Source organism: Azospirillaceae bacterium, assembly GCA_028283825.1.
GTDB lineage: Bacteria > Pseudomonadota > Alphaproteobacteria > Azospirillales > Azospirillaceae > Nitrospirillum.
This window is the reverse complement of sequence record JAPWJW010000002.1, coordinates 194548-216893: the sequence shown is the minus strand read 5'-3', so window position 1 is coordinate 216893 and position 22346 is coordinate 194548. Positions and strand designations below refer to the sequence as shown.

At 66.0% G+C, this 22346-nt stretch carries 14 protein-coding genes, 1 pseudogene and 1 riboswitch; of the genes and pseudogenes, 9 read left to right on the top strand and 6 right to left on the bottom strand.

Annotation, left to right across the window (positions count from 1 at the left end; genetic code table 11):
* From PW843_09720 to PW843_09710, 3 genes and pseudogenes are all read left to right on the top strand, one after another.
* The gene (locus PW843_09720) at positions 1 to 3243 is read left to right on the top strand and encodes a triple tyrosine motif-containing protein (protein MDE1146884.1); all 3243 of its coding nucleotides are present in this window, start codon (positions 1 to 3) and stop codon (positions 3241 to 3243) included.
* A gap of 226 nt (positions 3244 to 3469) precedes the next feature.
* Positions 3470 to 3970 (top strand): MarR family transcriptional regulator, encoded by a 501-nt coding sequence (locus tag PW843_09715; GenBank protein ID MDE1146883.1) that lies wholly within the window; start codon positions 3470 to 3472, stop codon positions 3968 to 3970.
* A 170-nt stretch (positions 3971 to 4140) separates the two neighbouring features.
* Positions 4141 to 4223, top strand: a riboswitch (Fluoride riboswitch).
* An 82-nt stretch (positions 4224 to 4305) separates the two neighbouring features.
* A pseudogene (locus PW843_09710) lies at positions 4306 to 5690 on the top strand (voltage-gated chloride channel family protein).
* Between the two features lie 32 nt (positions 5691 to 5722).
* Here PW843_09710 and PW843_09705 read toward each other — a convergent pair.
* The 5 genes from PW843_09705 to PW843_09685 all read right to left on the bottom strand — a co-directional run bounded on the left by PW843_09705 (position 5723) and on the right by PW843_09685 (position 10316).
* The gene (locus tag PW843_09705) at positions 5723 to 5968 is read right to left on the bottom strand and encodes a hypothetical protein (GenBank protein MDE1146882.1); all 246 of its coding nucleotides are present in this window, start codon (positions 5966 to 5968) and stop codon (positions 5723 to 5725) included.
* Between the two features lie 7 nt (positions 5969 to 5975).
* Positions 5976 to 6614, bottom strand: a complete 639-nt coding sequence (locus PW843_09700) for a hypothetical protein (protein ID MDE1146881.1) — start codon at positions 6612 to 6614, stop codon at positions 5976 to 5978.
* Between the two features lie 289 nt (positions 6615 to 6903).
* Entirely contained in the window at positions 6904 to 7764 is an 861-nt protein-coding gene (locus tag PW843_09695; protein ID MDE1146880.1) for a ParB/RepB/Spo0J family partition protein, read from the bottom strand.
* Entirely contained in the window at positions 7754 to 8743 is a 990-nt protein-coding gene (locus PW843_09690; GenBank protein MDE1146879.1) for an AAA family ATPase, read from the bottom strand. Before PW843_09690 ends, PW843_09695 begins: the two co-directional genes overlap by 11 nt.
* A 271-nt stretch (positions 8744 to 9014) precedes the next feature.
* On the bottom strand, positions 9015 to 10316 hold the full coding sequence (locus PW843_09685) for a replication initiation protein (protein ID MDE1146878.1): 1302 nt from the start codon (positions 10314 to 10316) through the stop codon (positions 9015 to 9017).
* A 1852-nt stretch (positions 10317 to 12168) separates the two neighbouring features.
* Here PW843_09685 and PW843_09680 point away from each other — a divergent pair.
* The 6 genes from PW843_09680 (at position 12169) to PW843_09655 (ending at position 19753) form a co-directional block, all read left to right on the top strand.
* Positions 12169 to 13140: a calcium-binding protein gene (locus PW843_09680; GenBank protein MDE1146877.1), complete on the top strand. Its 972-nt coding sequence runs from the start codon at positions 12169 to 12171 to the stop codon at positions 13138 to 13140.
* 126 nt (positions 13141 to 13266) lie between these two features.
* Positions 13267 to 14070 carry a hypothetical protein gene (locus PW843_09675; protein ID MDE1146876.1) on the top strand — a complete coding sequence of 268 codons (804 nt, stop codon included), beginning with the start codon at positions 13267 to 13269 and terminating at the stop codon, positions 14068 to 14070.
* Between the two features lie 7 nt (positions 14071 to 14077).
* Positions 14078 to 17041 (top strand): glycosyltransferase, encoded by a 2964-nt coding sequence (locus PW843_09670; protein MDE1146875.1) that lies wholly within the window; start codon positions 14078 to 14080, stop codon positions 17039 to 17041.
* A 23-nt stretch (positions 17042 to 17064) separates the two neighbouring features.
* Entirely contained in the window at positions 17065 to 17652 is a 588-nt protein-coding gene (locus PW843_09665) for a methyltransferase domain-containing protein (GenBank protein MDE1146874.1), read from the top strand.
* On the top strand, positions 17649 to 18926 hold the full coding sequence (locus tag PW843_09660) for a glycosyltransferase family 4 protein (GenBank protein MDE1146873.1): 1278 nt from the start codon (positions 17649 to 17651) through the stop codon (positions 18924 to 18926). The genes PW843_09665 and PW843_09660 overlap by 4 nt, the downstream gene beginning before the upstream one ends.
* A gap of 131 nt (positions 18927 to 19057) precedes the next feature.
* A complete protein-coding gene (locus PW843_09655; GenBank protein ID MDE1146872.1) occupies positions 19058 to 19753 on the top strand; it encodes a hypothetical protein in 696 nt (231 codons plus the stop codon).
* A 126-nt stretch (positions 19754 to 19879) separates the two neighbouring features.
* Here the strand turns inward: PW843_09655 and PW843_09650 are convergent, their stop codons facing one another.
* Positions 19880 to 22255, bottom strand: a complete 2376-nt coding sequence (locus PW843_09650) for an ATP-binding protein (protein MDE1146871.1) — start codon at positions 22253 to 22255, stop codon at positions 19880 to 19882.
* Positions 22256 to 22346: the final 91 nt, after the last annotated feature.

Here is a 22346-nt window from a genome sequence, read left to right as displayed (position 1 = left end):
TTGTGGGTCGGCACCGCCGGCGGCCTCGCCTATCTGGCCGCGGGCCAGACCCGATTCCAGCCCGTGGCGCTGCCGGCCAAGGACGCAGGCGGTGACGGCGTCAGCACCTTGGTCGTCGATGGACAGGATCGCCTATGGATAGGCACGGCGCATCACGGCGTCCTGGTCCTCGACATCGGCGCCGATGGCGCCCGGACTTTCGAACGGCTGCCTGCCAGCTTCAAATTGCTGAACGGTGCCTGGATTCAGTCCTCGGTCAATGTCCAGCCCGACGTCGTCTGGGTCGGCACGCTGGGTGGCGGCATATTCGAACTCAACCTCCGCGCTGGCACCGCCAAGAACATCCGGCGCGACCGCACGGTCCCCAACAGCCTGGTGAACGACAACGTTCTGTCGATGTACAAGGACAAGGCCGGACTCATATGGGTTGGCACGTATCTTGGCCTGTGCCGGTACGACTCCAACACGCAAGCCTTCCGCTCGATCATCCCTTCATCCGAATCCCCCGCAGGCGATGACCGCAGCGCACATGCCCTGATGGTCGCGCCCGACGGCAGCCTGTGGATCGGACACGGCCGGGGCGGCGTCGATGTGCTGGCGGCCGATGGTGACAAGCTGGCGCACCTTGCTTCCGACCCCGCCAATCCGGAACACGCCCTGCCGCCGAAATCCATCCGATCCTTCGCCGCCCAGGACAACGGGACGGTATGGATTGGAACGCGGGAGGGACTTTACCGGTCTGACGCGAACGCGACCAAGGTCCGGCTGGTCAGGATGCCCGGCCCCAATCCCACGCCCAGCATTTATGGTCTTTACTGGGATGGGACCAGACTGTGGATCGGTGATACGGACCGGGGCCTGTGGTCATTGGATCCCGCCACAGGCGCGGCCACACTGCTGACGTCGGATTCCGACGACCGGATGGACCGGCGCGTCACCGCCCTGCTTCCCAAGGGACCGCATCAGCTGTGGGTTGGAACCCGCAGCAATCTTTACATCGTGGACACCGACAGTGGCCATATCGAGCCGGCCGACTTGGATACCAACAATCCATCGGCCCTGTCCGGTCATAACATCGCGTCCCTGATGACGGACACGGCCGGCCGGCTGTGGGTGGCGATTTACGGGCAAGGTATCGCCATATCCGACGGCGTGAACGCGGAAGGGCACCTGAAATTCAAGTTCCTGCCTGACAACATCCTGCCCCAATTGGGGACGGCGGGCGCACTTGTGCAAGACGCGGCGGGATTCGTCTGGTCTTCCTCCGACGTCGGCGTTGTCCGGATCGACCCACACACCTTGGCGACCCGCACCTTCCAGCAGGCCGATGGCCTCTGGCTGACATCGCACTGGTCCAATTCGCTGGCGAAAGGCCCCAATGGTGAAATCCTGTTCGGGGCGGAGGATGGCATCACCGTCATCCACCCGGAACGGCTGGCGGAATGGAATTATGTTCCACCCTTGGTGGTAACGGAGGCCTATATCGGCCGGCGTCAGATACCGGCGTCCCTGATCACGCATGCCGCTGCGCCCCTGATCGTCCATCCGGAGGACCATGGTTTCCGGCTGGAGGTGGCGGCATTGGACTATTCGGCGCCGGAGCGCAACCGCTACGCCTACAAGCTGGAGGGCCAGGACAAGGACTGGCTGGAGATCGATGGCAACTGGCGGCAGATCGCCTATACCGGCCTGCCGCCCGGCGACTACACCCTGCGGGTGCGCGGCAGCAACCGGGCCGGCCAGTGGTCCACCGCCGAACTGACCATTCCGCTCAGCGTCCTGCCGGCCTGGTACCAGACCTGGTGGGCGCAGGTGCTGGCCGTGGCCGCCCTGCTGGCCGCCGTGGCGTTCGTGGTGCGCGCCCGCACGGCCTTCCTGCGCCGGCGCCAGCAGGAACTGGAGGCCGTGGTGCTGATGCGCACGGCGGAACTGACCAACGCCAACGCGGCCCTGACCCAGTCGGCCGCCATCCTGCGCCGCCTGGGTGACGCGGGCCAGGACATCACCGCCACCCTGATCCTGGACGCGGTGCTCAGCACCCTGAAACGCTATGTCGGCGAGCTGCTGACCGGCCATCGCCTGGTGCTGTACCGCCTGCAGGCGGCCTGCCTGGAACCGGCGACGACCGACGGCACGGTGCTGGAGCCCGTCTTCCTGGACGATCCCCTGTCCCTGCCCGCCCGCGCCGCCCGCGATCGGCAGGAGGTGACGGAACCGGTGGAGGACGGCATCGCGCTCGCCTCGCCCCTGGTGGTCGAGAACCGGGTGCTGGGCGTGCTGGTGGTGGTGGCCAACCATGCCTATGGCGACCGCGAGCAGATGATCTTCCGCACGCTGTGCGCCTATAGCGCCATCGCCCTGGAAAACGCCGAATCCTACCGCCGGGCGGAAACCGCATGGATGGAGACGGCCCAGGCCCTGGCCGACCTGCGCACCACCCAGTCCAAGCTGATCCAGCAGGAAAAGATGGCCTCGCTGGGCCGCCTGGTGGCCGGCGTGGCGCATGAGGTCAACACCCCCCTGGGCGTTGTGCTGACCGCTGCCGGCAGCCTGCGCGGCAGCCTGGAGGATGTGCGCAACGACATTTCACGGGGCCGCCTGACCCGCACCGCCCTGGAAACCGGCCTGGCGGAATGGTCCGGCCTGGCCGACCTGGTGGAACGCAACACCAAGCGCACCGCCTCGCTGGTCAAGAGTTTCACCGCCATCGCGGCCGAGGATGGCGAAAGCAAGGTGGTGGAGATCGATCTCTCCACCCTGTTGCCCGACGTGGCCGACGTGGCGCGCACGGCGCTGGCCCAGGGCGCCATCGAACTGGCGGTACAGGTGCCGTACGGCCTGACGGTTCATACCGTGCCGGAATCGCTGGTCAATGCCCTGACCCACATCCTGGCCAACACCGCCGATCACGCGTTCGATCCCGGTTGCCCCGGCCACGTCACGGTGACGGCGGCGGTGGAGGGCGGCGTGGTGCTGATCACCATCGGCGACAATGGCTGCGGCATCGCACCCGAGGCCCTGCCCCACGTGCTGGACCCCTTCTTCACCACCGCCCGGGGGCGTGGCCATCCTGGCCTGGGCCTGCATGTGGCCTACAACCATGTCACGCAGCGCCTGAAGGGCAACCTGATGGTGGACAGCGTGCCGGGCCGGGGCACCACGGTGACCCTGGTCATCCCCTCGCTGATCGGCGCCAGCCTGAACCTGGCCACGGCCGACCGCCTGCGCGCGTCACGGGCGTAACCCCTCTGCAGGGCCCCGCGGTCGCGATTGCGACGTCGCAATCCATTCCAGGAAGACGCCCCCGGGGAGTAAGGAAGCGCGCCCACCCTTACCTCTCGGGGGCTCCATGGCATCTGCCTGCCATACGGGGGTACTGTTGGCCGCCCCTATGGGCTGATATAAGGGCGCACGTTTCACCCATGCTCCACCGCCCCCAGCCCCGCCATTCCCCGAGACCCGTGATCCCATGCCGGCCCCCAAGACCAAAATAAGCCAGACCGACAGGGACTTGGGCCCCATGGGCGCCGGGGCGGTGGAAACGACGCTGGATTGTTCCAAGCTGACCTGTTTCATCGGTTTCAACCTGGTGCGGGCGGAAACCGTGATCCGGCGGCGGCTGATGGAACAGCTGGCGCCCTGCCAGCTGACCTTGGCGGAGTTCGCGCTGCTAAGCCTGATCAGCGTGAACCAGGGCGCCAATCAGCGCCAGGCGGGCGAGGTACTGGAAATCGCGCCCCCCAACATGGCGCACCTGGTGGACCGTCTGGCCGGCCGGGGCCTGCTGACCCGTGTCCGGGGCCGCCGGGACCGCCGTGTGCAACTGCTGAGCCTGACCGACGCGGGTTATGAGTTGCTGGTCCAGGCCGAAACCCTGGTGGAAGAGCAGGAGGCCGGGGTGTCCGCCGTCCTGACCCCAGAGGAACAGACCCAGCTGCTGGGCCTGCTGAACAAAATCCGGGCGCTGTAAGCGACTCGAGGCAACAGCACAAGCTAAAGCTCCATTAACTTTCTTTCCCGATCTCAACGCCCCGCGAATCGGCGAATCGCGCGCCGGTCATACCTGATTCGCCGCGCATTCCCGAGTCGCCCCGTTGCAGGAAACGCCAGGGTTGACAGAACGGCCGGCGGCTGGGTAAGAGCAACCTTGGCAATGGATTTCTGCCCGGTCGGTCCGCCGGCCAAACCGCCCCGTCCCCGGGGCTGATGATTCCTACCTTCGGGCGCCCCCATGGGCGCGCAACGGTAGGAGTCTGTCCAGTGTCCATGTCCATCCATCCATCCTTACTTGCCTGGGTCCCGCCCATGATCCCCCGTCGCCTTCTGGCTTCCTGGGCCGCGCAGTCGCGCGCCCTGTTGAAATGGCTGTGCCTGACAGCCCCCCTGGCCGCCGCCATCGGCAGCGCCTGCGCCCTGTTCCTCTGGGGGCTGGACCGTGCCACCCAGGCCCGCTTCGACCATCCGGGCCTGCTGTACGCCCTGCCCCTGGCGGGTGCCGCCATCGGCTGGATCTACAGCCGCATCGGCAAGCAGGCGGAGGGCGGCAATAACCTGATCGTCGATCAAATCCATGAGCCCGGCGCCGGCGTGCCGCTGCGCATGGCACCGCTGATCCTGGTCGCCACCATCGTCACGCATCTGTTCGGCGGCTCCGCCGGCCGAGAGGGCACGGCGGTGCAACTGGGCGGCAGCCTGGCCGGCGGTTTTGTCCGTTTGTTCCGCCTGCGGGCGGAGAATACGCGCCTGATTCTGATGGCCGGTGTCGCCGCCGGATTCGGCGCCGTCTTCGGCACGCCCATCGCCGGCGCCGTCTTCGCGCTGGAGGTGCTGAGCCTGGGCCGCATCCAGTATGAAGCGCTGCTGCCCTGCCTGATCGAGCGGCGCTGGTGGGTGACTGGGCCTGCCATGCCTGGGGCATCGAACACACCGCCTACGCCATCGCCGCCGGCGGGCCGGGCTTCCACCTGCAAGGCCTGCTGCTGGCCAAGGTGGTGGTGGCCGCCATGGTGTTCGGCTTGGGCGGCATGCTGTTTTCGGAAGGGTCGCACGCGGCCGGCGCCCTGTTCCGCCGCGTCTGCCCCCATCCCGTGCTGCGCCCCGTGCTGGGCGGCGCGGCAGTGATCGCCCTGGTGTTCGCGCTGGGTACGCGGGATTATCTGGGTTTGGGCGTCTGGTCGGCCGACCCCGGCGCCATCACCCTGCCCGGCCTGTTCCAGGGCCAGCCTTACCATCCCCTGGCCTGGCTGTGGAAATCGGTGTTCACCATCGTCACCCTGTCCAGCGGCTTCAAGGGCGGTGAGGTCACGCCGCTGTTCTTCATCGGTGCCGCCCTGGGCCATGCCCTGGCCGGCGTGCTGGACGCCCCCGCCGACCTGCTGGCGGGCTTGGGCTTCATCGGCCTGTTCGCCGCCGCCGCCAACACGCCGCTGGCCTGCACCCTGATGGGGATCGAGCTGTTCGGCGCCGCGCACACGCCCTACATCGCCGTCACCTGCTTCCTGGCCTATGGCTTCAGCGGGCACTCCGGCATCTATCTGTCCCAGCGGGTGGCCGTGCCGAAGATGAAACTGCCACGATCCTTACCGCCTGGGGGCACGTTGCGGCAGATCCGCGACGCGCCATCGGCGCCACTGGCCCTGCGACGGCGCCTGCATATCCTGCTGAAGCGCCGGGGCAAGTATCATATGTGAGCCCCACAGATCTGCATGTCATATCGGGGGCTTCAGCGCCCGGGGAATCCATCTGCGACCGCCAGGGCAAATAGCGCAGCAGAGCCAAAGGCCACCCACATGCTGATCCAGTGCTTTCCCGCGCCGCGATCCAACCCTACCCACATTATCAGAGCGACGACGGGCCAATAATTATGGGTGAACAAAGGGATAGCCAAGACGATCAGCGCCACCGCGCACTCAAAAGCAATCGGCACACGGCGGACCAAACTGAAAATCGGTTCGAATAGGTTTTCCATATTTCACCTATTTAGTGGCCACTAAGCCCCTATATGTTCCTTGATCTATGCTCTTAAGATACTCCCTACGAACAGCATCTATTGAATATAGACGTTTCATCTCTTTCGCTTCCCATTTATCCAGGAAATGGTCTGCTACGGCTTTGACAACACCTGCTACCATGAGCGGTAGGGAAAGTCGTTCGGCAACACCTTCTCCTATCAAAATAACCTTGGGCGCATATTGCTTTAGCATCTTCAGAAGAAAATATTGCCCTACAGGCATTCCAATGCCTAACCACTCCTGCTGGTCTTTATTCAGAAAGCTTTTATCAAATTCCTCTATAGAAACGGCATTTCCATCATTAACATAGACGTAACAATATTCAAATTCCCTGTCCGTTAAGCACCAGGGATTGGCGACTAGGTATGAGCTGTCATTAATACTCTTATTATCTGTATTAACACCAAACGCCCCAAGGCGCGTTTGGCGCAAGAGTCCATAGAAGACGTTCTCTCGACTGCGAAACGAACTTGTTTCAGATCGAAGTGAAGCGGCCTCGCTCACGGCAATATCCCAGGCGTGCCGGGCATCAAGGCTTAGAAAGCGGAAATTCAATAAGCCGTAGATGGCACCATAGGCGTTTTCCTCAAAACCGATGCACATCGCGGCGCTTAGAGCAAGATGCGATCACGCGTATCGCATCTTGCTCTTAAGCTGTTCATGATAGAGCGGATTTACACGATCAGGTGATGCCACCTGATCGCGTTCCGCTCTAATCCCAACGTCGCCAAGCTGTTGTGGAAGTCCTGTTGGTTTACCAACATCATGTTCCCCTACCCACTATCTCGACTTACGAGCGAGGTAGAGCAGCTTCCGCTATCGACAAGCGGCGACCTGCGCGAACTTTCATTCCCACGAAACGGCATGTCGATAAGCTTAAGCGGCCAGGAACCTATCCCAGCAGCGCATCCAACCTGTCGCGCAGCTGCGTCAGCCGCTCCCGATCCTTGGCCGCCAGGCCCTTGGGGCCGGGAACCAGTTGGGCCAGGTCGCGTTCCAGCCGGGTGATGACCCGCGACGGCGCGGGCAACGCCTTGGGTTCCGGCGTGGGGGCCGCTTCCGCTGGCCGGTTGGCGGCGCGCAGGGTCTTGATGGTGGCGCCGGCCTTGATCAGGCCCCACAGGCGCAGGCGGGCGATGTCATCTTCGGCATCCACCAGGATGAACAGGTGGCTTTTGCTGACTTGGTCGCGGTGGGCCGGATATTCCGCCAGGATGCTTTCCGGCAGGCGCGCCAGGGCCAGCAGGCGCGACACCTCCGACTTGCTCAGACCCACGGCACCGGCCAGTTGGTCCTGGGTGTAGCCATGCGCCTCGCCCAGGCGCGATAGGCCCCAGGCCACCTCCAGCGCGTCCAGGTCCTGGCGCTGCAGGTTTTCGATCAGCGCGATCTCATCCACGCCGCCCTGGGTCACGATGGCGAAGATGGTGGCCTTGCCCAACAGGCGGTGGGCACGCCAACGGCGTTCACCGGCGGCAATCAGATAGCCGCCCTCCGCCCGCTTGCGCACCACGATGGGCTGGATCAGGCCCTGGGCGCCGATGCTGTCGGCCAATTCCTTCAGCGCCGCCTCGTCGAAATGACGGCGCGGCTGGTCGGGGTTGGCATGGACCTGGTCCAGGTCCAGTTCCACCAGTTCGGGGAAATCCTCCGACGTGCCGTACAGCTTGTTCAGCGGCTTGGCCGTGGCCGGCAACAGGCCGGCCGCCGTCGCCGCCAGGGCGGGATTGCTGCGGGCCAGTTTACGCGACATGGGCGACGTCCTCTCCATCCGCCTCAAGCAGGGCTTGGGCAACTTCGCGGAAAGGTGCCACGGTTGCCGGGTCGGACGCCACATCGATGGTGGGCTGCCCCGCCGCCACCGACTGGGGGAAGATGGTGGCGCGCGGCACCGGCGTGAAGATGCGCAGCGCCCCGCCGAAGCGCGCCTCGAGGTCGGCCAGGGTGGCCCGGTCCTGGGTGTGGCGGGCGGTGAACATGGTGGGCAGGATGCCGATGACGCTGAGGTCCGGGTTGCCGCGCCGCCTTACCTTACTAATAGTGTCCAGCAGCAGCGGCACGCCCATGAGGGCCAGCATCTCCGTCTGCACCGGGATCAGCACGCTGTCGGCGGCGGCAAGCGCGTTCAGCGTCAGCATGCCCAGGTGCGGCGGGCAGTCGATCAGGATGTAGTCATAAGCCCGGCGGACCATGGCCAGGCGCTCGCGCAGCACCAGGGTGCCCATGGGCTCCGCGATCAGTTCCGTCTCCGCCGCCGACAGCAGGATGGTGCTGGGCAGCAGGTGGAAGCGTCCCTCGCACACCGGCACGGCCGCCTGGCCGGTCGCCTGGTCCTTCAGCATGACGTGATAGGTGGTCTTGCCCGCCTCCGACATGGCGGCCTGGCTGATTCCTAAGTGCACCGTGGCGCTGGCCTGCGGGTCGGCATCGACCAGCAGCACGCGCTGACCCAACGCCGCCAATGCTGCACAGATGTTGACCGACGCGCTGGTCTTGCCCACGCCGCCCTTCTGATTGGACAGGGCGATGATGGTGGCGGTCTGCCGCGCGCGGCGGCGGGGGGCGGTCAGCAGGTCGATCACCGCCTGGGGGATCTTCTCCCCGCCCGTTTCCCAGCGCGAGAGGCGGCCCTTGTCATACTTGCGGCCCAGGCTGGCGTTCAGCCAGTCGGCAAAGGTCTGTTGCGTTTCGCCCCGCGCTTCACGCGCGGCCCGCAAATCCGCCCCCTCCATGGGATGTCCTTTCTTATGACAAGCACCTAGAGCCGGCTGCGCTTAATCGGAACCACAGCCGGCTCTCGTTTGAGTCTGTCCGCGAGCAGATTCACGCTTCAAGGCGATTCCGCCTTTACGCGATCTGCTCTGATCCAAGGGCGCCAGCATAGGCAGGGACCCATACGGCCGTCAACGTCGCCGGTTGTGTTTCGTCAACGCAAGCCGGAGTGTTGCGACGTCGCAACCACCGTCGCACCAACCGACATCGCAGATGCCCGGCCGGCGATCCTTACGGCGTGGGGGCATCCTTACGGCGCGGGGGTGCGGTGATCTCCACCCCGGTGATGGAACCGGAGGTCAGCGATGACAGTACGCCGCGGATGCTGGCCTCATGGTTCATGCGCGCCGTCTGCGCCGTGGCGGGGTGACCGGCCAGCAGCACGAGCCGGCGTTCGCCGCGCGCCGTCTCCTCGATGCGTTCCACCTCCAGGTCGCGCAACAGGGGGGCGGGAACGTTCTTGGCCAGCAGGGCGTGGCGGGCGGCGGCCCACAGGGCGTTGGCGTCGTCGGCGTCGGGCAGGGGGGTGGCCTCCACCGTCGGCGCCTCCAGCTTCTCCACCTTGCCGATACGGCGGGCGCGACGGCCGACACTGTGCCGTTCCCGTTCCAGGAAGGTGTCGGCCACCTCATCCTCGTCCTTGGCGTAGAAGTCCAGGGTGACCTCTTCCACCTTGCGGCCCCGGCGCACCATCTTGGCATCCGCCATTTCCACGCGGAAGGGCGCCAGCTGGTTCACCTCGGCGATGGCACGGTCGATGGTGCGGGTGCGCAGGATGCCGAAATCCTTGTAAGCGCCTTCCGGCACGTTCAGCAGGCGGCGCAGGGTGTCGATATCCAGCGACAGCGACGGGAAATCCATCTGGTAACGCTGCATGCCGATCTCATAGAGCTTCAGCGCGTAGGTGCTGGTGACCTTGACCATGGCCGGGCCCGACAGCCGCGCCCACAGCTTGGACGCCCGCTGCAGTTCCAGGAAGGCGTCGGTGAACTGGAAGTGGATGTCGGCGCTGTCGCTTTCGATCTCCTCCTCCGGCCGCACATAGCTGCTGAGGATGCGCAACTCCGCCCGCGACCGGCGGCCGCGGAAGGGGCCGATGACCACCAGGCTGGACTCGTAAATCTCCTTCACCGCGTCGAAGATGCGCTCATTACCCTTGTGGTTGCCGCGCACCACCTTCTTGGGCAGGCGATAGAGCTTGTTGGCGAAGTTCTGGCTGCCGGCCAGGTGGATCATGAAGTTCAGCATCTTCTGCGCCGGCAGCGACAGGCGCGACCCGTTGGCGGGGTAGGAATACACAGCCTCCGCCGCCTTGATCAGGTGCTTGTAGCCGTCACGCTCGAACGTCGCCGCCGCCACCTTGGCCGTCAGGCCCAGCGCATTCTCTTCCGCCAGCGCGGGTACCGCGGGCTCCACCGTGCCGCCGGTGTCCATATCGATGACGATGCCGGGCCCCGTCAGGTCGCGCGTCCCCATCTCATGCGCCCGGTACGGCATCACGGCATCGCCGGACGACACCAGGCGGTCAGCCACCGGCCCGGATGCCTTCAAGACCGGTTTATCGCTTTTGCGCGCCATGCCATCATCCCACGAACGAATGGCGGCACTTTATGAGCTTCCTTACATGGGTCGCAAGTAAGGAAAGGCTGGAAAGGCCTGATTTGCCAGATCCTTACTTCGCGGGGGCGATTTCAGGATCATCCCCTTACGCCCTGGGGCGAAAGGCGACTCGCCCCCATCGGTAGGGATAACGCCCCCAACTGGTAAGCATGATGCCCTTGGAAGCCGCAGTTTCCTTAAGTTTGCCGGCTCTAGAATCCTTTTGAAAGGGAACACCTCTTAAAAAGGCTGCTTTGGTTGGATGAAACTTGGATGAAACAAGGCGACTTTCACCCCTCGATGGGCGCGTCCTGACTGCCGAGTGGCGACTCGCGGCAAAAAAGGCCAGCCGGATGGAGACCCGGCGAATCATCCGTCCGCCGTCCTGGACCGAATCGCCCTTACTCCATGGGGGAATCCTTACCGCTCGGGGCGAGGCCAGACCGCGATCCTTACGCCCTGGGGGACCGGGACTTACCATCCTTACCGCCTGGGGGTGAAAATGGGACGTGCCATCCGGCGTTGATCGGCGGCATCGGGTCGAAAAACGTCAGCCGACCCTCTCATGGGACCTGGAGATGAGGAAACACCGCTCAGGTGGCGCAGCCTTTCAGTGTCGTTCCCCCGGAAAGTAAGGACGCGACGGCCGATTCCGCCGTTCGCCCGGTTCCAAACGCGCCAGCGGTGCACCTTCCCCCGCCCGGTAAGGATCAAGACCGCCGCCGGCCGCCACCTGTGGCCTGACGCCCCCGCCCGGTAAGGATTGGCACTGTTCTGGTTAACCCCATATCCCCCGCCCGGTAAGGATGGCGGAGACATTGCGGGCTGCGTGGTGCACGAGTGCCGCATTAATTAGTTGAGGGATCCGCAACTGGGTCGTGTGCCGGATTTGGCGGTCCAATTCCAACCCCGTGCAAAGTCCCTTCTCACAAAATGAACATGTGGGAATAGGTAGTTGCACTTTTGTCGATTGATCGACACACAATAGAAGAAAGCCGGTTTAACCGGAAGTAAATAACGACAATCACAGGACCTGATTCGTTGTGAACATCCCCAAAACAGGTAAGCGCAGGGTGGGAGACGGAATGTCGCAGCATTGTGGCAGCCGATCGGAATGGAGACTTGTTGTCGTTAACCAAGCCTGAGGGCATTTAGCGGCGGCCCGCTTGCAAGGAAAAACAACCATCTGCACGTGTGTCGCGATAGCCTGGGAGATGGTGTTGCCGCCGGGAGACCATACAAATGGCGTTAACTCCAAAGGCCGGAGGCCCTCATCCTACGGTACGCCCGACGGGTTGGCGGCGATCCTTGGCATCTCCTGGCCGACAAAAGCGGCCCGCACCATATCTGGTTGATAAAGTGAGGGAAAACGGCAGCGCTCCGGGCGCGCCTGGTTGTGTTTTGGCTTTTCCTGCGGGCAATTCGAGCAGGCAAACCGGCATATTCGCGTGCAGCGTTATCGGGCTTTCACCCCGTCTGGCAGGCCAGTGTCGCTGGCCTGCGGGGCTACTACACAATGGCCTATTACCAACGGCATATTCCGACGGGATGTTAATACGTAAATTTGATGTGACGAATATGCCTCATCCGTAGGGGTTTCATTATAAATCCTGAAACTTCTTGATTCTGACTTGTGCCACTTAAGCTTTGTGCTTTATATCAACCCTGACGCATAACTGGCGGCGCCCTCGCAGAGGATCGCTGCCAAATTTAATTGGTTAATATTGGCGTGCATTAGTGTGCGCCTCATTCGAAAAAGTGGCAGTCGCAGCGGGGGTCTCAAGTCATGCCAACTCTTCCAGGTTCACAGCAACAGGTCGCCACCCAGGGTATTACCGATGCCGACCAGGTTGCGCTGACCAGTGCCCTGTCGCAGGTCGCGGGCACCAGCACAGTCACGGCGACGTCCGTCTCTGTGACGACCGGCGATACGACGTCCACCAGCCTGTCGACGCCGGTCACCTTCGGCACCAGCCAGGTGTCCTCGGTTTCCAGCGTGGTCGTGGCCAACACCGACACCAGCGGCAACCTGTCGCTGGCGGCGGTCGACCTGACCAGCACGAGCGCCGGTGACAACAGCGGCGGCACCGTGCTGACCAACGTTGTCGCGGACAGCAGCCTCACCTCCGTGGTGCTGACCGGCACCGCCGCCGGCAACACCACCGCCCTGTTCCTGGACGCCAACGCCGGCGGCAAGGTCGTGGTCGGCGACGCCGGCAACGATTTCCTGATCCTGGGTGGCAGCAGCAGCACTTCCGTGGATAGCCCCGCGAATACCGTTGTGGCCGGCATCGGCAACGACAGCATCATCGGCTCCTCGACCAACGACGTGATCTCGTCGTCCGCCGGTAACGACATCATCAACGGTGGCGCTGGCAGCGACAGCATCGTCGGTGGTTCCGGCTTCGATACGCTGGGCGGCGGCGCTGGCGACGACACCATCGTGGCGGGTTCCGGCGGCGGCTACATTATTGGTGAGGCCGGCAACGACAGCCTGGTCGGCGGCGCTGGCAGCGACACCTTCATCTACTCGCCGGGCGACGGCAACGACACCATCGTCGGTTTCGATCCGACGCAGGACGTCATCGGCTTCACCAGCACCGACTTCGGCACCTCGACCGCTCTGGACCTCGGCTCGCTGATCCAGAACGCCACTGTGTCGAACGGCAACACCGTTCTTTCTCTGCCGGATGGTTCCACCATCACCGTGCAGGGCCTGACCGGTGCCAGCCTGTCCTGGTTCACCAGCAAGGGCTGAACCGGTTCGCCCTAGGCGAAGGACAAAATGCTATGGCGGGCCTTGTGCCCGCCATAGTCGTTATTGCGCTATGCGTGCCGTGCAGGCAGGCTCTAGCGCCTATTTTCCTTTCCAGTGGTGGACGACATGTTGCCCAACGTCATCGCGCCGGCCAACGCAGCCCCGGCGACGGTTTCGACGCCCGACGCCGATCCCTTGCGTGCCGTGCCCAAGGTCGTGCCTCTGCCCGAGGGCATCTATTTCATCACCGCCCGCCTGTCGGCCAATATCCGACAGCAGATCAAGGGCGTCGGCTTTCCTTGTGCCCAACTGTCGTCGCTGCCGGAACCGGGGCATAAGCCCTTGCAGTTCCTGACCAGGGATGGGCTGGCCGCGTCGGCTTGGCTGACGGGGACGGAGGGGGTCACGGTGGTGGTGACGCCGGAAAGCGCCACCCTGCTGGTCACCACCCTGACGCTGACGGGGCAACTGTCGTCTTGCCTCAATGTCAGCATCCAACGGCTGGGGGATGAAACGGTTCCCGCCAATGTCGACCTGCAGGTGACTGCGCATATCCAGCGCCTGGGCGACCGCACCTTTTCTTCCGGCGAATGGGCATCCGCCGGGGATCATCTGTTCTGGATTGAAAGCTTCACCATCAACGGCTCGCCGGAACTGGCCGACGGCCTGGAATATTGCAGCGTGAACCCGACGGATCCGTCAGGAACGTGGGTGAAGCCCGGCACCCTGTCCGGTACCCGCCGCCAGGGGATGCCGTTGCTGGGCGCCGGTTTCCGCCTGGGCAGCGCACTGGCCGCCACCCACAAGGTGCACTATACCGTCCGCTTCCTGCGTCATGGCGATGTCGATGGTAGCGACGGTTCCGTCTGCCGCTCCAGCCAGCCGCAGGATCCGGTCATGGCACTGAAGGTGGCGGTCCTGCCCCGCTAAGGCGGCGATGATGGACACGGATCCGTTCGCGGGCCTTTTGGCCAGGATCGATGCGGCCCTGGCCAACCGGGACCAGCAGGCGGCGGTGGCCCTGGCCCGGCAGGCCGTGCCGACGACGGGGGCGGGGCAATCCGCCCTGCGCAAGCTGGTGCATGCCCTGATGGGCTTGGGCCAGTTTGATGAGGCGGCCTTGCAGGCCGGGCGCCTGGTTCGTCTGCCAACTCCCTTGCCCGACGATCTGGTGCTGGACGGCATCGTGGCGCTCCACCGGCAGCTTCTGCCCCAGGCCCAAGCCTCTTTCGTCCGGGCTTTGGATTTGGACCGTGCCCATCCGCTGGCGGCGGCAGGCCTATGGCGGGCCTGGGCGCCGGCGGTCCCGGATCCCTCTCTTCTGCGGCGCCTGGTGTCGGCGCTGGCCTGGAATGCCGAGACCAATGACGACTGCCGGTCGGCCCTTGCCGCGTTGGTGGCGGCGGGGCAATGCCCGGTGGTGGTATTCCCGCTTTACGGCCGCGTCGGCGGTTACGCCGCGCCCCGCAACGACGGGGTCGTCAGTCTGGTGTGGAACGGGCTTGTCCTGGGCCGCCGGTCCCTACGGCCAGCGCCATCGGATGCGGGTGGGGTTGTCGCTTTGGACTTCCCCGTGCCGACTGCCCTGGCGGGGCATGCCGACTTGCATGTGCTGGTGGACGGTATTCCCGTGCCGGGCAGCCCCATCGCCGCCGAGTGGACACGGGCACCGCGGCTGGTGGCCGAAATCGTCGAAACGGTGGAAACCGGCGGCCGCAAATGGTCGGTGCGTGCCCGGGACGCGGCGACACCCGGACGCCCCGTCGCCGTCTGCCTGGACGACGGCGCGGGCTGGACGCGGCGGCTGGTGTTCCGGCCCGGTCCCGATTCCGCGCCGGCTGATCTGCACGCCGTAAGCCCCCAACAGGTAAGTATGGGGCCGGCGGCGGCGCGCCCTGTTTTCCCCGGAACCGGCGAACCGGTTCCTTTGAGCCGCCCGCCGTCCGCAACGATGGTGACGGGTGCCATCCGGTGGCGGCCGATCGACATCATCGTTCCCATCTACGGGGATGCGGTGGCAACGGCCGCTTGCCTGAAGGCTCTGCGTGGGTCGATGGCTGCCACAGCGGGGCTCCGGTTCGAGGTGATCCTGATCGCCGACGGCCCGGCGGACGCCGACGTGACTGCCTTGGTGGATGCCGTGGAGTCGGAAGGGTGGGCGACCGTCCTGCGCAACGCCGGTAATTTGGGATTCGTCCGCACGGTGAACCGCGGCATGGCGTTGCATCCGGATCGCGATGTCGTCCTGTTGAACGCCGACACCGAGGTTCATGGCGATTGGCTGCGGCGCCTGGCGGCGGCGGCCTATAGCGGCGATGATGTCGGCACGGTGACGCCCCTGTCCAATGACGCCACCATCCTCAGCTATCCCGATCCTCAAGGTACCAATCTGGCGGCCGTGTCCGTGCCGCTTCTGGACGACCTGGCCGCCACCACCCTGGCCGGTCGGACGGCGGACCTGCCCACCGGCATCGGTTTCTGCTTCTACGTCCGCCGCGACTGCCTGGACGAAATTGGCTATTTCGATTCCGAAACGTTCGGCCAGGGCTATGGGGAAGAGAACGATTTCTGTTGCCGCGCGGCTGAGGGCGGCTGGCGCAACATCGGCGCGCTGGATGTCCTGGTGGGCCACATCGGTGGTTCCTCCTTCGGGCCCAGCAAGGCGGCGCGCATCGCGGCGGCGCTGGACCTTCTGGACCGGCGCCATCCTGACTATCAGGCGCAGGTCCATGCCTTCATCGCGGCCGATCCCTTGGCGTCTGCCCGGCGGGCCTTGGACCTGGCCTGGCTGAAGTTGTCCGGCCCCCGCCCCAGCCTGGTGGTCTGCCCCAAGCTGGGGGGCGGCACCGACCGGTTCGTGGACCAGCAGGTGGCGGCGTTGACCGCCCAGGGGATACGCGTCCTGCTGCTGCGTCCCGAGGGCACCGCCGCAGCGCCCCGCTTGCGGCTGGAGGCGCCGGACGTCCCCCTGTTGCGATCCGTCATTTATGATGCCGACACCGGCTTGGCCGACCTGATCCGTGACCTTCGGTCACTGGGGGTGGAGCGGGTCATCCTGCACCATGTCATTCGGGCGACTGACGCCACCTTGGTCGCGCTGGCGGACCATTGGCCCTATGACGTCCATGTGCACGACTATGTCTGGATTTGCCCGCGAATCGACCTGATCGATGGCAATGGCCGGTATTGCGGCGAACCCGCGGTCACGGTGTGCGAAACATGCATCCGGGCCAACGGGCACCGCCTGCGGCCAGGCCTGTCAGCCGCCGCATGGCGCCGGTTCGCAAGTGATCTGCTGGCGGGCGCCCGGCGGGTGGTGTGTCCGTCCCAGGACACGGCGCGCCGCATGGCCACATATGTGCCCCAGGCCAGGATGGTGGTGGAGGCGCATCCGGAAACGCCGTCAGCCCCGCCGACCCCCGTGGCTGGCGACTCGTCATCGGTGACCCGTATCGCGATCGTGGGCGCCATCGGGCGGTCCAAGGGATATGAGGTGCTGCTTTCCTGCGCCAGGGACGCGGCCGCGCGGGATCTGGCGTTGGAGTTCCGGTTGATCGGTTACAGCCAGGATGACCAGCCCCTGCTGGAAACCGGCCGGGTCCTGCTCACCGGTCAATATGCGGAGGGTGAGGTTGCAGCGCTGCTCCAGGCGGCCAATTGTCACCTGGGTCTTCTGCCTTCCGTCTGGCCGGAGACGTGGTGCTATACCCTGTCGCGGATGCTGGACGGTGGCCTGACGATCGCCGCCTTTGATCTGGGTGCCCAGGCGGAACGCCTGCGCGCCCGGGGGGCCGGCATGTTGATGCCCTTGGGCACCACGGCACCCCGCATCAACGACGCACTGCTGGAACTGGCGCGCCGCAAGCGGCTGGCGTCGGCCGCGCCCCCGGTCATCGGGTAAAGCGGATTTGGTTGGAAGAAGCGATGGTTCCTGAGTCTCCCGTGGTCCGCACCGTGCTGCATGTCGGTTGCGGCGTCGCAAAGCCGGAAAAACTGCACAGCCTGTTCCACAGCGGGGAATGGCGCGAGGTGCGGCTGGATATCGATCCCCGCGTACAGCCGGACATCATCGCCTCGATCACCGACCTGTCCATGGTGGACGCCGGCAGCGTGGATGCCGTGTGGTCGTCGCACAACGTGGAACATCTGCGGGCGCATGAGGTGCCGAAGGCGCTGGGCGAATTCCGGCGCGTGCTGAAGCCCGAGGGTTTCGCCCTGATCACGCTGCCGGATTTGCAGGCCATCGCCAAATGGGTGGCGGAGGACCGCCTGGACGATGTGGCCTACATGTCGCCGGCGGGGCCGATCACACCGCTGGACATGATTTTCGGGCTGCGGTCCGCGTTGGCGCAAGGCAACGATTTCATGGCGCACCGTACCGGCTTCACCGCCAAGACCCTGGGTGCCGCCTTGCTGGCGGCCGGTTTCGGCCATGTCCGGATTTCCAAGGATGACGGCTTCAACCTGTGGGCCATGGCCTATGTGACCCCGCCGGCCGGCATCGCGCCATGAGGCTGCTGTTCATTCACCAGAATTTTCCCGGCCAGTACCGCAACCTGGCGCCGCGCCTGGCGGCGGCCGGGCATGAGGTGATGTGCCTGGGCGACCAGGCCAACGTCCAGTACCAGGAAAGCCTGCCGCGCGGGATGACCTTGATGAGTTATCCCACCCCGGCGGGCGCCACCTCCGGCATTCATCACTATCTGGTGGGGTTCGAGGCGGCGGTGCGGCGGGGGCAGGCGGTCCTGCGGGCCTGCATGGAGTTGCGCCGCCTGGGTTTCGTTCCGGACGTCATCTGCGTGCATCCCGGCTGGGGCGAGGGGCTGTTCCTGAAGGATTTGTTCCCCACGGCCAAGGTGTTGGCCTACCTGGAGTTTTTTTATAATACGCAGGGTGCCGACGTCGGCTTCGATCCGGAATTCCCCGGCACCCTGGACGACCGTTTCCGTATCCGCATCCGCAACAGCACGCTGCTGCATGGCCTGCAGTCCATGGATTGGGGCATCACCCCCACCCGATGGCAGGCACAGCAGTTCCCGGCGGAGGTCCGCCCCCGGCTCACCACCCTGCATGACGGCATCGACACGGATCTCGTCAGGCCCGACCCGACGGCGACGCTGACCGTCACGCCCCTTGGCGCCACCGATCCCCTGGTGTTGAAGGCGGGGGATGAGGTGGTCACCTTCGTCAACCGCAACCTGGAACCCTATCGCGGCTTCCATACCTTCATGCGCGCCCTGCCGGACCTGCTGCGTCGCCGCCCGCGTGCCCATGTCGTCATCCTGGGTGGCGACGAGGTCAGTTACGGGTCGCGGCCGACGGATCATCCGCATTATCGCGCCCAATACCTGGCGGAGGTGGGGCAGGGGCTGGACCTGTCCCGCGTCCACTTCCTGGGCAAGGTGCCCTACGCCACCTTCCTGAACGTGCTGCAAGTCTCCGCCGTGCACGTCTACCTGACCTACCCCTTCGTGCTGTCCTGGTCCCTGCTGGAGGCGATGGCCGCGGGCTGCCTGATCGTGGGCTCGGACACCCCGCCGGTGCGCGAGGTCGTCCGCGACGGCCGCAACGGCCTGCTGGTGGATTTCTTCTCCGCCGAGGGGCTGGCGGCCACGGTGGCCGCCGCCCTGGAGAGCCCGGACCGGCTGGCGCGCCTGCGCCGCCGGGCGCGGGAGACGGCGGTCAGCCGGTATGATCTGGAAACCGTCTGCCTGCCGGCCCATGTCCAACTGATCGAAGACCTGGCCGCCGGCCGTCTGCGTGCCGGCAGGGCCCCCAAGCCGTAAGGATTGATGGGCCGGCCCGGGTTTCGACAGGCTGTTGTCAGGTTGGTCGTGAAAACTGAGGCGATGCGCCCCATATTCAGCCCTGGGCCGTTGCCGCTATCGTGCCCTGGCACGCCCTTGGAGTAACGAAGATGCCTTTCTCCCGCCCGCTCGCCGATCACCTGCCGCTGCCCCGCCTGGGTTTGGCGTCCGCGTGCCTGGTCGCGTTGCTGGTGGGTGCCGCACCGGCCGTGGCCCAGGTGCAGCCGGATCCGGTCAACACCTCCACCATGGGGCCGGTCAAGCCGGAGTCGATCAAGGCGGGAACGGCGCAGGCCGACGCCGCGCAGGCCCGTCCCGTCGCCGATGAGGGGCCGGCCCGGCCGCCCGTGCTGGATGGGCCGGGCCTTGCCGCCGCCGATGGCCGGGATGACGGTGTCATCACCCGCCCGCCCGAAGGCGGCCGCTGGGCGTCCCGGGATGAGGACGATGATTGCCGTGCCAGCGGCAGCGTGACCATGGGTGTCGGTTTCGGCGGCGGCATGGTGGAACGGGGCGGCGGCGCCACCCTGAACTATGGTGAGGGCGGCAACCCCTACCGGCCCTGCGCCGGCGGCATCGGCTTCTCCCTCTCCGTGTCGCAGACCACGATGTCCGGCCATCCGCGCGGCGGCTGGGGCGGCGGTCCTTATGGTTCCTATGGTGGCTATGGTCCCTACGGCTACGGCGCTTACCCGTATGCCGCCATGCCGTACGACATGCCCTATTCCGGCATCAACACGCCTTACGGCCGGTGGAGTTACGACGACGCCATGGACAGCTGGTTCGCCAGCCGCCTGCGGCCGTAATACGCGCGACATTGATCGCGTTCCGCTCCAAAGGCCCCCTCAGCCGCCGGGCGCCAGCATCCGGCGGCTTGGGCTTCCTCATTGAAGCCCTGCGGTGTTCACTCCGGCGCTGGCATCAGGTTCCGTTTACGACGGCGGGGTGCCGGCCAGGCCCGGCAGGCTGATGCGGATGATGGTGCCGGCGCCCTGGCGGCTGGCCACGGCCAATCCGCCGCCATGGGCCTTGATGATGCTGTGAACATTGGCCAGGCCCAGGCCGGTGCCCTTGTCCCGCCCCTTGGTGGTGAAGAAGGGTTCGAACAGGCGGGCCAGATGGTCCGGGTCCAGGCCCATGCCCTGGTCCGCCACCTCAAGCACCACCTGCGGCCCGGCGGGTGCCGGCAACACCTCGCGCACCGCCCCGTTCGCCTGGCCGTCACCGAAGGGCAGGGGGCCGTGGACCAGGCGGATCGCCACGTCCCCGGTTTCGCCCCGGCGGGCGTCGTGGGCGTTGATGACCAGGTTCATCAGCACCTGCATCATCTGGGTGGCGTTGGCCCGCACCGGCGGCAACCCGTCCTCCGCCATGCAGGCCAGGCGGGTGGTGGCCGGTATGGTGGAGCGCAGGACCAGTTGGGCACCGTCCACGATGTCGGCGGCCGCCATCGCCGTTTGCGCGCCGGCATCGGTACGGGCGCCACCCAGAACCTGACGCACCAGATCCTTGGCCCGGGCGCCCACCGCCAGGATGCGGTCGGCATAGCCGCGCGCGGTGGAATTGGGCGCCAGGTCGGCCACCAGGAATTCGGCATATCCCAGGATGGCGCCCAGCAGGTTGTTGAAATCGTGGGCCATGCCGCCGGCCAGGCGGCCCACCGTCTCCATCTTGTCCTGTTGCAGGATCTGGCGCTGCAGCATCTGGCGGTCGCGCTCCGCCCGGTCGCGGTCCGACACGTCGCGGGCCACCACCAGGATGTCGCCGCCGGCATCGTTGCTGGCGATCAGTTCCACCGCCTCGACATGGTGGCCCGACAGGGTGGTCCAATTGTCCACCCGGCCGGTCCACATTCCCCGGGTGGCCAGGTGGGCGGTGGCCTGGGCGCGCAGAGCCGCCAGGATGACGGCCGTGTCGGGGGAGACGAATTCCGCGATGCGGCGGCCGATGACGGCCTGGGCGTCCGTCACACCCAGCAGCCGCAGGGTGCGGTCGTTGGCGTACAGCACCCGATAGTCGCGGCTGACCATGTAGATGGCGTCGTGGGCGACGGCGATGCAGGCGGCCACCCGTTGCAGGTCCTGGCGCAGCCGGTCGCGTTCCACCAGGGTCAGGCGGAAGGTCTCCAGCCCCCGCGCCAGGTCGCCGACGACGTCCGGGCTGTCCAGGTCGGGCAGGGTCCGGGCGTAATCGCCCTGGTTCAGCCGCTCCACCCCCGCCTGCAGGCGGTGCAGCGGCCGGGCCACGACCAGGCGTACGGCCAGGATCATCAGGCCGGCCAGCAGCAGGCCGCACAGGATGCCCGCCACCAGGATGGCGGACCGGATGCCGGTGAAGGGCCGGGTCAGGCGGTCCAGCGGCACGTCCATGATCAGCAGGCGCCCGCCCTCGCCGGGGAACAGGTCCACCGGCCAGGCGAAGCGCCGCACGTGGGTGCCGTCGGCCAGCCGACGTTCCACGCTATAGGGCTGCGCCTGTTGCACATACACCCGCTCCGCCACGGAGAACTGGTCGTCGGGCCCGGTGCCGAAGGTGGCGGCACTGCCCAGCAGCACCGGGTCGGAATGGTAGCTCCACACGCCCGCGGTGTTGATCAGGGCGATGGGTGCCCCGAAGGGATGGTGGCCCTCATAAATCCGGGCGCGCTGGCCCTGGTCCAGGTCGATGCCGGCCACGCCGATCGGCCGGTCGCCCGCCATGACGGGAATGGCATGGGACACCACCACCGTGGGCTGGCCCTGGATGGGGAAGATGTGCGGCGGGACGATGGCCAGGCGGTGGCTGCGCGCTGCCAGGGTGTAGTAATCCTGCGCCGTGAAATCGTCGGGCGGCGATTGCAGTTGCGTCGCCCCTTCCTGGCTGGTGGCGTACAGGGCATAGCGGCCGCTGCCGGCCATGCCCACCCGCCGGTCGCCGGTCGCCAGCGCCGCGGCGTCGGGCCCCAGCGCGTCCGGTTCGGCGTAAAACCACACGCCGATGGCCTCGGGGTGCAGGGCGGCGGCCTGGCGCAGATATTCCGTGACCTGCCGCCGGTCGGCCAGTGTGGGGGCCCGGCCTTCGTCCATGCGCGTGGCCACCAGGGACGAAACCAGGCGGGCGGTGCCTTCGGCGATGGTGATTTCCTGGCGGATGCCGGCACTGATGGCCATGGCCTCGCGCTGGGCCGTGTCGCGGCCGTATTCGCCGACGAACCGTTCCACCACCTGCTGGCTCAGGGACAGGGTCACCAGGATCATGCCCCCCAGCATGACACCCGCCGCCGGCAGGATGGCCAGCAGCAGGCGCACGGGAAGGCTGAAGCGGATCATCCGCGGGTTCCATGGGCTGGTCCCGCCCCGCCTGGATGGCGTCGGCGGCGGGCTATGAACTGTCGGCTGGTGGCGGGTTGGAATGATGACC